Annotated in this window: 10 protein-coding genes and 1 tRNA gene; 4 read left to right on the top strand and 7 right to left on the bottom strand. The window is 65.0% G+C overall.

Translation table 11 applies throughout. The annotated features are described in order from the left end of the window. The first annotated feature begins 1 nt into the window (after position 1). The 3 genes from HK108_RS08775 to HK108_RS08765 all read left to right on the top strand — a co-directional run bounded on the left by HK108_RS08775 (position 2) and on the right by HK108_RS08765 (position 1,482). Positions 2–169, top strand: a complete 168-nt coding sequence (locus tag HK108_RS08775) for a hypothetical protein (RefSeq protein ID WP_167443994.1) — start codon at positions 2–4, stop codon at positions 167–169. Beyond that, positions 166–810 (top strand): anthranilate synthase component II, encoded by a 645-nt coding sequence (locus HK108_RS08770; protein WP_181271201.1) that lies wholly within the window; start codon positions 166–168, stop codon positions 808–810. Before HK108_RS08775 ends, HK108_RS08770 begins: the two co-directional genes overlap by 4 nt. A 159-nt stretch (positions 811–969) precedes the next feature. Beyond that, complete coding sequence (locus tag HK108_RS08765; protein WP_139467643.1) at positions 970–1,482, top strand: GyrI-like domain-containing protein; 513 nt, start codon at positions 970–972, stop codon at positions 1,480–1,482. Between the two features lie 91 nt (positions 1,483–1,573). On the opposite strand, the gene pknB is transcribed toward HK108_RS08765, so the two are convergent. From pknB to HK108_RS08730, 7 genes are all read right to left on the bottom strand, one after another. Further along, positions 1,574–3,463, bottom strand: coding sequence for a Stk1 family PASTA domain-containing Ser/Thr kinase (gene pknB, locus HK108_RS08760; protein ID WP_181271200.1), 1,890 nt, complete (start codon positions 3,461–3,463; stop codon positions 1,574–1,576). 117 nt (positions 3,464–3,580) lie between these two features. Then, positions 3,581–5,401 carry a protein kinase domain-containing protein gene (locus tag HK108_RS08755; protein ID WP_181271199.1) on the bottom strand — a complete coding sequence of 607 codons (1,821 nt, stop codon included), beginning with the start codon at positions 5,399–5,401 and terminating at the stop codon, positions 3,581–3,583. Beyond that, complete coding sequence (locus HK108_RS08750) at positions 5,398–6,867, bottom strand: peptidoglycan D,D-transpeptidase FtsI family protein (RefSeq protein WP_139909578.1); 1,470 nt, start codon at positions 6,865–6,867, stop codon at positions 5,398–5,400. The genes HK108_RS08755 and HK108_RS08750 overlap by 4 nt, the downstream gene beginning before the upstream one ends. Continuing rightward, entirely contained in the window at positions 6,864–8,459 is a 1,596-nt protein-coding gene (locus tag HK108_RS08745) for an FtsW/RodA/SpoVE family cell cycle protein (RefSeq protein WP_181271198.1), read from the bottom strand. The genes HK108_RS08750 and HK108_RS08745 overlap by 4 nt, the downstream gene beginning before the upstream one ends. Then, positions 8,459–9,883: a PP2C family protein-serine/threonine phosphatase gene (locus tag HK108_RS08740; protein WP_181271197.1), complete on the bottom strand. Its 1,425-nt coding sequence runs from the start codon at positions 9,881–9,883 to the stop codon at positions 8,459–8,461. The genes HK108_RS08745 and HK108_RS08740 overlap by 1 nt, the downstream gene beginning before the upstream one ends. Next, positions 9,880–10,389, bottom strand: a complete 510-nt coding sequence (locus tag HK108_RS08735) for an FHA domain-containing protein FhaB/FipA (protein ID WP_181271196.1) — start codon at positions 10,387–10,389, stop codon at positions 9,880–9,882. Before HK108_RS08735 ends, HK108_RS08740 begins: the two co-directional genes overlap by 4 nt. Continuing rightward, positions 10,386–11,246: a DUF3662 and FHA domain-containing protein gene (locus HK108_RS08730; RefSeq protein WP_181271195.1), complete on the bottom strand. Its 861-nt coding sequence runs from the start codon at positions 11,244–11,246 to the stop codon at positions 10,386–10,388. The genes HK108_RS08735 and HK108_RS08730 overlap by 4 nt, the downstream gene beginning before the upstream one ends. 547 nt (positions 11,247–11,793) lie before the next feature. Here HK108_RS08730 and HK108_RS08725 point away from each other — a divergent pair. Further along, positions 11,794–11,877: transfer RNA gene (locus HK108_RS08725), tRNA-Leu, on the top strand. Positions 11,878–12,040 lie beyond the last annotated feature (163 nt).

The raw sequence follows: 12,040 nt of genomic DNA, 5'->3' as shown, positions 1-12,040 counted from the left end.
TATGTACGCATTCATCTGGCGGATCCTCCCGGGCAACTGGGTGGTCAAGCTCATCCTCGCCCTCATCCTCATCGCGGCGGTCGTCCTCCTGCTCATGCAGTACGTCTTCCCCGTGATCGCCCCGTACATGCCCTTCAACAACGCCACAGTGACCGAAGGCGGACAATGACAAAGATCCTCGTCATCGACAACTATGACAGCTTCGTCTACACGCTCGTGTCCTATCTGCGTGAGCTCGGCGCGGATGTTGACGTCGTCCGCAACGACGACATCTCCGCCTCCGCGATCGCGGAGACCGTGAGCACCTACGACGGCGTGCTCCTGTCCCCGGGCCCCGGCGTGCCCGCTGAGTCCGGGGTCTGCCCGCCCCTTCTGTCCTGGGCGGAGACAGCTGGCATGCCCGTGTTCGGCGTCTGCCTGGGCCATCAGGCACTCGGCGAGGTGTTCGGCGCCGAGGTCACCCATTCTCCCGTGCTCATGCACGGCAAGACCTCGGTCATCACCCACGACGGCGAAGGCATCTTCTTCGGCTGCCCGAGTCCGCTGACAGTTACCCGCTACCATTCGCTGGCGATCGTCGACGAGACCCTCGACCTCGAGAAGTTCGCCGTCACCGCCCGCACCGACGACGGCATCGTCATGGCCATCGAACACCGGGAGAAGCCCATGTTCGGCGTCCAGTTCCACCCCGAGTCCGTGCTCACAGAACACGGATACCTCATGCTCGGCAACTGGCTCGAGGTGTGCGGTCTCGAAGGCGCCGCCCAGGCGGCGGCAGGCATGTCGCCGCTGGCGACCGCGATCGCCTGAGAATTCCCGCCGATCCCTGTTCTCAGGGTTCTCGCCGAGGCGGCTCATCGTTATGATCGTGAGCACAGTGATCCCTGTGCTCAGATGATCCGAATCCGCGCCGGGATCCGTGCATGGCCTCAGGAGCCGTGCACTGCCGACGAACAGGAGACACCGACGATGTCAGAACCGACCTATCTGCGCGACGAACCGTTCACCGAACTCACCGTCATCGAGGTCCCTGCCACTCCGGCGGCGGTCGTCGAGGCGCGTGAAGTGCACATGTCAGACCTGCCGGAACTCTTCGATGCCACGTTCTCCGGTCTCTTCCCCGTGCTCTCCGAAGCGGGCCTCGAACCCGCGGGACCGGCCTTCGCCCTCTACACTCGACAGCCGAGCGAAACGGTGGATCTGCAGGTCGGGATCCCCACCTCGGCGGGGCTGACGAATGCGCAGCCGATCGCCGGCGGTCATATCGTCATCCCCGCGGAGCTGCCCGGCGGCTCCATGGCCGTGCGCAGCCACCTCGGCGGATACGATGGCCTCGGGGAATCCTGGGCGCAGCTGCTCAAGGACGCGGTGGCGGCCGGGCATCGTCCGGGACTGCCGTTCATCGAACTCTATGTCACCGAACCCAGCCCCGAGGCGGATCCCGCCGATATGCGCACCGATCTGTTCCTCACCTTGGAGTGAGGAACGGCGTCACCGACGTCCACAGACACACACCGGAGACGACAGCGGCCGGGACAGTCGATGACTGACCCGGCCGCTGTGCGCTGAGAGCTCAGTTGCCGATGATGCCTTCGGACCAGTTGTCGAAGAGCCCTCCGCCCATCGAATCCTTGTCCTTCTTGTCCTTATCGCCTTCGTCTCCGTTGTCTCCGCCGTCGTCGCCGGGAGCGGTCGGGATTCCACCGGGGACCGACGGGATCGACGGCGACGGCTCCGGCTCCGGTGGCTTCTTGGCCACCTTCACGGTGATCTCCGAGCCCTGCTTGACGTCGCTTCCGCCGGTCGCGGACTGTTCGAAGACCTTCTTCTCATCGTGGTCAGCGGTCTCGACCTCTTCGGTCTTGCACTTGAGCTGGTACTCATCGCCCTCGAGGGTCTTGCAGGCCTCCTCGGCGCTCTGGCCGGTGACATCGGGGACCTCGACCATGCCAGAGGATACGACGAGATCGACATTCGAATCGACGTCGACTTCCTGACCGTCGCCGGGTTTGGTCTCGATGACGACGCCCTTCTCAACGTCCGGGGAATTCTGGGGGATATGGGTGCCGGCCTGCAGCTTCGCGTCGTTGATGATCTTCCGCGCCTCCTCCTCGGTCTTGCCGGAGACGTCGGGGACCTTCACGGACTCGGGGCCCGAGGAGATGATCAGCTTGACGACGCTGTCCTTCTCCACGGTCTGACCGCCCGGCGGGTCGGTTTCGATCGCCTTGCCCTCATCGACCTCTGCGCTGTATTTCTCGTCGCGGTCGACTCGCAGGCCCTGTTGGATGAGCGCGGATTCGGCCTCATCGGCGTCCATGTTCGCCACATCCGTGACCTGAACCTCGATGACCTCCGGCGGCTTGTTGATCTCGTACACCCACAGGGCCACGGCGGCCAGGGCGAGGAGGACGAAGATGCTGCCGATCCAGACCCAGGCGCGCGACCGCTTCTGCGGAGGACGCTCCTCCTGATTGGTCATGATCGCCGATACCGGCCCGGTTTCGGGAGTGGGCTCGGCCTCGTTGGCATGAGCCATCGGAGCGGTCATGGGCGGGGCCATCATCGGATACGCCTGCGTGGCCTCGACATCGTCCTCGAAGCTCATGGGACGGCCGTCGCGGGCGGCGAGCACGTCCTCGCGGAAGGTGTAGGCGTCCTGGTAGCGGGCGTCGCGGTCCTTGAGCAGAGCGTGGAGGAGGAGCCGGTCGACGGCCGGTGGGATGTTCGAGTTATAGAAGCTCGGCGGCTGCGGAGTCTCTCCCACGTGCTGGTAGGCCACGGCCAACTGGGAATCGCCGACGAACGGGGGACGACCGACCAGCAGCTCGTAGAGCAGGCAGGCGGTCGAGTACAGGTCGGAACGGGCGTCGACGACTTCGCCGCGGGCCTGCTCGGGGGAGAGGTACTGGGCGGTGCCCACCACCGACTGGGTCTGCGTCAGTCCCGAATTGTCCTTGAGCGCCCGGGCGATGCCGAAGTCCATGACCTTGATGTCACCCTCAGGGGTGAGCATGACGTTCGCGGGTTTGATGTCGCGGTGGACGATGCCGTTGCGGTGGGAGTATTCGAGCGGAGCCAGGACCCCGGCGATGACGTTGAGTGCCTCGTCGACGGTGAGTGTGCCGTGCTCATTGAGGACTTCGCGCAGGGTCTGGCCCTCGACGTATTCCATGACGATGAACGGAACGGACACCGACGAGCCGCCGGATTCGACGAATTCCTCTTCACCCGAATCGTAGACGGAGACGATTCCGGGATGGTTGAGACCGGCCGCGGACTGGGCCTCGCGCTTGAGGCGGGTGTGGAACGACGGATCGCGGGCGAGATCGGAGCGCAGAAGTTTGATGGCCACGCGACGGCCGAGACGATTGTCGACGCCCTCATGCACTTCTGCCATGCCCCCACGGCCGAGGAGCGCACGAACTTCGTAACGCCCCGACAGCACCTTGGGTTCACTCATGTATGTCCTCCGCTTGTCTCACCCGAGCTTCAGGCTTCATTCTCACCTGAACCGGGTCGAGTTTCAGTATCTCAAACTCTTCGCTTCTCGTAATCGCTGCTCTGTATCGATCACTGTCTAGTCATTGCCGTTGTTTCCGTTCTGGTTGCCGCCGGCCTCCGAGCTGCTCGCCGAGCCGGAATTACTGCCCGCTCCGTTATTGCCGCTGTTCGGGTTGGAGCCGCCGGAGGTGTCGGCCGAATCGCCGGAGCTCGCGGTATCCGACTCGCCTGACGTGTCCGTCGACGATGAGGAGTCCGATTCGCTCGAGGTCTCGGAGTCCGACGACGAACTCGACGAGCTCGAGGAGTCCTGATCGGAGGACGAGCCGTTGTCACCGGAGTTCGAACCCTGATCCTGCGAATCGGATGAGGAACCGGAATCCGAGCTCGACTCCGAGTCATTGCCCAGACCCGAATCGGATCCGGAGTCCGAGGCCGGCTCTTCGGGCTGCTCGGCGGGGCCGGCGGAGATGTAGAGGGTCACGGTGTCACCCTCTTCGAAGGTGTAACCGTTGTCGCCCTCGCCGACGTCCGCAACGGTTCCGGCTGCCCGGTCCGAGTTGATGTCGGTCGTCTCGACCTCGAGTCCCTTGTTCTCGAGGTTCTGCGTCGCCGAGGATTCCGTGAGTCCGATGTAATCGTTCTTATCGATCTCGATCGTCTTCGCCGCCTCCGAGGTGGGCGCCGAGGTCGATGGCTCCGGTTCGGGTTCGGCATTGCCTCCGCCGAGGAAGAACCACAGCAGGGAACCGACCGCGATGAGGGCGATGATCGCAAGGATCCAGATGAGGACCCGGCCCTTGTTCGACTGCTTGTCCTTCTCCAGATCCTGATTCTGCGGATCGTTGGGATCGATCTGTCCCGTATTCGCCGCAGCTGCTCCGGCACCGGCGGCACCAGCGCCGACGATTCCGGAGGCGGCACCGTTCGGGTACACCTGGGTCGCATCGTTCGAGGAGGTGACGGGCAGGGTCTTCGTCGTGGCTGCCGGCTCCGGGTTGTTGAAGACCTGGGTCAGAGCTTCGGACGCCGCGGCTCCGTGGCGCATCTGCGGCACGAGCTCCTCGGCCCCGGCGATGTCCCCGGCCGAGAGCGCCTCGGCGGCCTTAGCGACCTTGAACGCGTCCGAGGGACGGCGTTCGGGCTTCTTCTCCAGCAGGCAGTCGACGAAGCGGCGCAGCGGTTCGGAGACCGTGTCCGGCAGCGGCGGATGCTGCTGATTGACCTGGGCGATGGCGATGGCCACCTGCGAGTCTCCGGTGAAGGGACGCTGACCGGCCAGGGCCTCATAGGCGATGATGCCCAGTGCATAGAGGTCGGAACCAGGTCCCGAACCCTTTCCGGTGGCCTGTTCGGGGGCGAGGTACTGGGCGGTGCCCATGACCTGCCCGGTCTTCGTCAGCGGTGCCTGATCGGTGACTCGGGCGATGCCGAAGTCCGTGATCTTGACCCGGAAGTCCGGGGTCATGAGGATGTTGCCGGGCTTGATGTCACGGTGGATGACGCCCACCTTGTGTGCGGCACCGAGGGCCTGAGCGGCCTGCGTGACGATGGAGAGCGTATCGGTCTCGGACAGGGGAGCACTGCGCTCGATGATGGCCGACAGAGCCTCACCGGGCACGTATTCCATGACGAGGTAGGGCGAACCCTGCTCGTCACCGTAGTCGTAGACGCCGGCGATTCCCGGGTCGGAGACTCGGCCCATGTTCTGGGCTTCGGCACGGAACCGGGCGAGGAAGGTCGATTCGGAGAGGTACTCGTCCTTGAGGATCTTCGCCGCGACCTCGCGGCCGAGCACGGAGTCCACACCCTTCCAGACCTCGCCCATGCCGCCGACGGCGATGCGGGAGGTGAGTTTGTAACGGTTGCCCAACAGGGTGCCTTCGACGGGTCTCATTTCTCGACCACCGCTTCCATCATGTTCTTCGCGATCGGTCCTGCGACCGTCGCACCATAAGCTTCGTTGCCCGCGTTTCCACCGTTCTCGACTACGACCGCGACCGCGACCTGAGGGTCGTCGGCGGGGGCGAAGGAGATGAACCAGGCATGGGGTGCCGCGCCCTTGGCGTGCTGGGCGGTGCCGGTCTTCGCTGCGACCTTCGTGTCGCCCATCTTCGCCACCGAGGCGGTGCCGTTCTCGACCACACCGGTCATCATGTCGGTGAGCTTGTCGGCCGTATCTCCGGACACGGGCCGGGACATCTGGCTCGGGCGGGTCTCGGAGATCGGCTCGAGGGTGTTCGCATTGAGCACCCTGTCGACGAGCTGGGGCTTCATCATCTTGCCGCCGTTGGCGATTCCTGCGGTCATCATCGCCATCTGCAGCGGAGTCGACCTGACTTCGTACTGACCGAGCGAGGACTGAGCCAGCTGCGGCGGATTGAGGTCGGACGGGAACGAGGACGGGGTGACATTGAGAGGGATCTCGAGATCCTCGCCGAAGCCGAACTTCTCGGCCTGCTTCGCGATTGCGTCTTCTCCGAGATCCATTCCCAAGGAGGCGAATGAGGTGTTGCAGGATTCGGCCAGCGAATCGGCCAGGGTCGGCTTGCCCCCGTTGCGGCAGGCACCGGGATGCGAGTTGCCGATCGTCGCCGTCGTCTGCGGCAGATCGAGCGTGGCGGGTCCGTTGAGCTGGGAATCGGGCTCGTAGTCGCCGGATTCCAGGGCGGCCGCGGCGACGAGGACCTTGAACGTCGAGCCGGGCGGGTACAGGTTGCCGCCGATAGCGCGGTTGTAGGCGGGCTTTCCGTCGGCGGCTTCGAGGTTCTTGAAGGCTTGGCTGGCTTCGGTCGAGTCGTGGCTGGCCAGAGCATTGGGGTCCCAGCCCGGGGTCGAGGCCATGGCCAGGATCTTCCCGGTCTTCGGGTCGAGAGCCACGGCGGCGCCGTTCTGGTTGCCCAGACCGTCCCACGCAGCCTGCTGCACCTTCGGGTCGATCGTCAGCTCGACGGCGGCGCCGCGCGGCTGCTCACCGGTGAAGAAGCTGCCGACCTTGTCATAGAACAGGGCGTCGGAATCGCCGGAGAGGTAATCGCCGGAGGCGCGCTCCATCCCCGAGGCGCCGGACACGACGGAATAGTAGCCGGTCAGCGAGGCGTAGGCGCGCGGATCGAGGTTGTCCGAACCGTATTTGCGCTGGTACTTGTACTTGTCGTCGACGGGTTCCGAATAGGCGATCGGTGTGCCGTCGACGAGGATCGGACCGCGATCACGAGCCAGCTGGTCGAGAATCCGCCGGTTGTTCAGCGGATTGTTGTTCAGCGAATCCGCAGTTACGTACTGCACCCAGCTCGTCGACCCGAACAGGAGCGCGAACATGACGAATCCGACGACGGCGATATGCGTCAATGGCTTCTTCATCGTTCACCTCCAGTGGGTCGTTGGTCGGTGGCATCGGTGTCGTTCGGTGCCTGGCCGCGGGGCCGTGCGCCCGCGGGTGGCAGATTCGTGGTCGGGGCTTCGTCGTCGAACACGCGGGAATCCGCTGGCGGCAGGTTCGTCGTGGGGGCATCCTCGTCGACGGTGCGCGCCGAGGCGGCCGTGTCGTTGGCGTGAGCACCCGCGGGAACGGGTTCGGGATCCTCGGTGATTCTGAGCACTCCGGTGTGGAATTCCTCCACGGGGCGCCTGGCATTGTCCGAGATCCGCAGCAGCAGGCCGACGATCATCCAGTTCGCGATGAGCGAGGAACCGCCCTGTGCGAGGAACGGCGTGGTCAGACCCGTCAGCGGGATGAGGCGCGTGACGCCGCCGACGACGACGAAGACCTGCAGGGCGATCGTGAACGACAGGCCCGTGGCCAGCAGAGTGCCGAAGCCGTCACGCAGCTGCTGAGCGGTGCGGATTCCGCGCTGGAAGATGAACAGGTAGCACAGCAGGATGACGAAGAGCCCGGCCAGGCCGATCTCCTCACCGAAGGCTGCGTAGATGAAGTCGGACTCCGCGAAGGGCACCATATTTGGGCGTCCTTCGCCTAAACCGGTGCCGATGAGTCCACCATTGGACATGCCGAACAGACCCTGCACGAGTTGGTACGACCCACCGACTTCTTTGTTATAGACCTCGGGAGTCAGAGCATTGAGCCAGCCATCGATGCGCTGCTGGACGTGCGTGAAGTAGAGGCTGGCGAGGACCGCTCCGGCTGCGAAGAAGCCGAGACCGAGGATGATCCACGAGGCCTTGGAGGTGGCCACATACAGCATCGCGACGAATAGTCCGAAGAAGAGCAGCGAGGTGCCGAGGTCGCGTTCGAAGACGAGCACACCGACACTGGCAACCCAGGCGGTCACAATCGGCCCCAAGTCACGCAGGCGCGGCCATTGGATGCCAAGGAACTTCTTTCCGGCCGCGACTAGCTGATCCTTGTAGCTGACCAGGTAGCCGGCGAAGAATATAGTCAGCAGAATCTTCGAGACCTCGCCGGGCTGGAATGACCCGAAGAGCGGAACCTTGATCCAGATCCTCGCCCCGTAGTGTTCAGAACCGAGGCCGGGCACTAGGGGCAGAAGCAGCAGGACAAGACCAGCCATCCCGGAGATGTACGTGTATCGCCTCAGCAGGCGGTGGTCTTTCAGGAAGATGACGATCAGGCCGGCCAGGACGACGCCCAGAGATGTCCAGATGAGCTGAGTCATGCCTGAACCGAGGTACTCATCGCGGCCGAGGTCGACGCGGTAGATCATAGCCAGGCCGAGGCCGTTGAGCAGCACCGCGATCGGCACGAGCACCGGATCGGCGTATTTCGCCTTGATCCAGACGACGATGTGTATGGCGATGCCGAGCACGGCCAGCCATGCGGCATAACCGTAGACGTTGGCCGGGATCGTGCCTTCGACGCCGAGTCCAACCAGGGCGTAAGAGCTAGTGGCGACGACAATAGCCAGGATCAGGAGACCGAGCTCGGCCAACCGGTAGGTTCTGGGGCGCGCGGTCTGCGAGGGAGCCTGGTTCATCACTGCGACTCCCGGGTGATGGCGTCACTGGGGTCGGCAGACTTCGAATCCGGAGGTGAGGGGGCCGGGTCGCTCGGACTCGTCGAGTCCTCGACATCGCCGGACATGCCGGAGGAGCGATCGGATTCCTTGCGCAGATTGTCGATGATGCGATCGGCCTCATCGCGTGACCCGGCGGGAATCGATCCGCGCAGACGGTCCTGGGAGTAGCTGTTGAGGCTGCCGACCTCGATGTCCGTGGTGTCGACGAGGCGGCTGAGTTCGATGGGCCCGAGCGTCGTGTCGAGACCGCGGTAGAGGGAGACCTTGCCGTCGTCGTCGGCGACATAGTACTGGTGGCTGACGTAGTTAAAGGCGAAGAATCCGCCGACGGCCAGCGCGACGATCACGATGGCGGTGATGATCCATCCGAGGTAGGACCTTTTCTCGTCCTCATCGTCGAGGTCGGCCTCCTCGTCTGCCGCGGTGTTCGTCCGCAGCTGCTGAGTGGTTCCGTCCCGTGCTTCGACGTCCTCGCCGTCCACGGTCTGGATCGGGGCGGTGTCGGCGGACACGTCATCCTCGGCGAAGGTCGCATGGGCTTCGGTGTCCACGGCCGCCTCGGCATCAGGGTTCGCACCGATCGCGGCGTAGCGGGGGTTGAGGTGGACGGAGCCGACGGACACGCCTTCGGTGGTCTCGACTTCGCCTTCGAGGACATCGCCGACGACGACGGTGACATTGTCGGCTCCGCCCCCGGCCAGCGCCAGGTCGATGAGCTGACGGCAGGCCTCGTCGGGGTCGGCCACTTCTTTGAGCACGCGGGTGATGTCGTCGATATCGGCGAATCCGGTCAGACCGTCCGAGCACAGCATCCAACGGTCGCCGACCTGGGCCTCACGCAGGGACAGGTCGAGGTCGGGGGAGGCCCCGACGTCGCCGAGGACCTTCATCACGACCGAGCGCTGCGGGTGGGTCTCGGCCTCCTCAGCGGTGATCCGGCCCTCATCCACGAGCATCTGCACGAACGTGTGGTCGTGGGTGATCGGCTGGAGTCTGTCGTCGCGGAGCACATAGCCGCGGGAGTCGCCGATATGGGCGAGAGCGAAGCGATTGCCGGGGGCGCGCAGCACCGCGGTGACGGTGGTGCCCATTCCGGCGAGTTCGGGCTGCTCGCCGACGCCGCGGCAGATGCGGTCATTGGCCTCGAGGATCGAGGTCCGCAGGATTTCGAGGGCGTCCTCGCCTCCGGGCTCGTGATCGAGTTCGGCCAAGCGGGACACGGTGATCGCCGAGGCGACGTCTCCGCCGGCGTGACCGCCCATTCCGTCGGCGATGAGCAGGAAATTGGGTCCCGCGTAGCCGGAGTCCTGGTTGTTCTTACGAACCAGCCCGGTATGAGACCGGGCTGCCGAACGGAGAGTGATGGTACCGCCGGTCGTCACGATTGGGTCTCCAGGGTCGTATGTCCGATGGTGATCCGGGTGCCGATGGCCAACTGGATGGGCCCGGTCATGCGCGAGCCGTCGACGATGGTGCCGTTCGTCGACCCGAGGTCTTCGAGCATCCAGGCTCCGTTCTTCGCCGAGATCCGCGCATGATGGCTGGAAGCGAAGTCGTCATTGATGATGATCGTGTTGTCGGGGGCTCGGCCGAAGGTCACTGGCGCTCCCGAGAGCATCAGCGTCTGCCCGGCCAAGGGGCCGTCGGTGATGCGGATGGTGCCCGGATGGGCGTGGGCGACCGGGGCGGCCGCCGGACGAGGTGCGGGAGCCGGACGCGACGGTGGCGGCGGGGCGGACTTGGAGCCGCCTCGGCGAGCTTTCGTTCCGGCGCGGGCCTTCCGGGGGCCGAAGATGTCGCGGCGGAGGACTCCAGCGACTCCGAGGACGAAGAGCCAGAGGATGACGAAGAATGCCAACCGGAAGACGGTGACGGTGAATTCGCTCACTGGGCATCCCGCTCGTTGTAGTGGACCTCGGCCTCTCCGGCGAGGAGGACATCACCGTCGGACAGGGTCGCCGATGTCAGTTTGCGTCCGTGCAGAAGCGTGCCGTTCGTCGAACCGAGGTCATTGGCCACGGCACGGTCGCCTTCGACGACGATCTCGAAGTGACGTCGTGAGACGCCGGGATCGTCGATGACGAAGTCCGAACTCGACGAGGATCGGCCGAAGGTGTTCGTGCCCTGGCGCAGCATCTGCGTGCGACCGTCGATGGTGACGCTGGCTTCGATTGAGCGCGCGGGTGCGGGCCGGGCGGCAGGGTTCGGTCGCGAGGTCGCGGCGGGGGTCGGAGCCGAACGGGCAGGTTCGGGGGTGCGGCGCGGGGTCGCGGGCCGGGAACCGGAGTTCGGGGACTCGCCGACGATCGGATTCGCCCGTGAGATCGGGTCGTAGCCGCCGCGGTTGGCCGGCTGAGCGGCGGGGGATCCGTCGGGGCGCTGAGTCGAGGACACGACGCGGTACATTCCCGTGTCGAGGTCGTCGGCGAGAGCGAATTCGACGGAGACGGGACCGACGAAGCTGTAGGCCTGTTCGACGGCGTGGTCGCCGACGACCTGGCGCAGATCGGAGCGCAGTTCGGACTCGAGGCCGGAGAGTCGGTCGTGGTCGGTCTGCGAGAGCTCGATGACGTAGTGGTTGGCCGTCAGAGTGCGACCGCGGGAGACCACGGCGGCTTTGTTGTCGGCCTCACGGCGCAGGGCTCCGGCGAGCTCGACGGGTTCGACCTGGGATCTGAAAGCCTTGGCGAAGGCGCCGTTGACGACGTTCTCCAGCCCCTTCTCGAAGCGATCGAGTAACCCCATGGCACCTCCTCATCAGGTGTTGCCGTTGCCGGACGAACTCTTCGCCTAGCGTCTTTGAGTGCTCTGACCAGGTGGTCCTGATCACGTGCACTCTGGGCACATCAACACCCAATCCTAACGCGGTGAGGCTCTCAACTCACGTCACGCGTGTTCGCGGGGCGGAGCTGTGCCGGGATTCCCTGCGCGCGTCCAGGGAAGATCGAGGCAGTGCACGCGGTGCCGGTGGGTCTGTGTGCGGGGCGAGCGTGTGTGGCCGCGCAGGGTGAGTGCGGGGCGAGCGGGTGGGGCCGTGTGCGGCGAGGGCGGGCGCTGGGAAGGCTGAGGACGTGGGGCTGCGAGGGTCGAGCGCGTATGACTGCAAAGGGCGAAGATGAGTGGCCGCGTGGAATGCGCGATGAGTGACCGTGCGGAATGGACGTGGTCCGCGCGGGCGACACAGCGTGAGTGACCGCGCGGGGCGAAAATGTGAAGGTGGACACGTTTGCCTCGATTCGGCTTCCTCGGTTTTCAGTTTCGCCGTCTCCGATGCTAGAGTTTTACCTTGTTCGCGCGAGTGGCGGAATTGGTAGACGCGCTGGCTTCAGGTGCCAGTGGCCGCAAGGTCGTGGGGGTTCAAGTCCCCCCTCGCGCACGGCGAACGAGAAGCCCCTCACCGGGTCCCGTCAGGGTCAAGGTGAGGGGCTTCTTCGTGCCTGCGGTCGGTTGAAAACTCGCGAAAGGCCCAGTTTGAGTTGAGCAGCCCAGTTTCAAACATGGGCTGTTCGCCCCAAACTGGGCCGAACGCAGTGCGTGAA

Source organism: Brevibacterium sediminis, from assembly GCF_013623905.1.
Classification (GTDB): Bacteria; Actinomycetota; Actinomycetes; order Actinomycetales; family Brevibacteriaceae; genus Brevibacterium; species Brevibacterium sediminis.
Note: the sequence above shows the minus strand (reverse complement) of the source record. Positions and strands in the feature narration are given on the sequence as shown.

Bases quoted from the DNA above. Each gene is read 5' to 3' on its own strand.
- HK108_RS08750 (WP_139909578.1), bottom strand. From the start codon at position 6,867: ATGAAGAAGCCATTGACGCATATCGCCGTCGTCGGATTCGTCATGTTC.
- HK108_RS08775 (WP_167443994.1), top strand. From the start codon at position 2: ATGTACGCATTCATCTGGCGGATCCTCCCGGGCAACTGGGTGGTCAAG.
- HK108_RS08765 (WP_139467643.1), top strand. From the start codon at position 970: ATGTCAGAACCGACCTATCTGCGCGACGAACCGTTCACCGAACTCACC.
- HK108_RS08770 (WP_181271201.1), top strand. From the start codon at position 166: ATGACAAAGATCCTCGTCATCGACAACTATGACAGCTTCGTCTACACG.
- HK108_RS08755 (WP_181271199.1), bottom strand. From the start codon at position 5,401: ATGAGACCCGTCGAAGGCACCCTGTTGGGCAACCGTTACAAACTCACC.
- HK108_RS08745 (WP_181271198.1), bottom strand. From the start codon at position 8,459: ATGAACCAGGCTCCCTCGCAGACCGCGCGCCCCAGAACCTACCGGTTG.
- HK108_RS08730 (WP_181271195.1), bottom strand. From the start codon at position 11,246: ATGGGGTTACTCGATCGCTTCGAGAAGGGGCTGGAGAACGTCGTCAAC.
- pknB (WP_181271200.1), bottom strand. From the start codon at position 3,463: ATGAGTGAACCCAAGGTGCTGTCGGGGCGTTACGAAGTTCGTGCGCTC.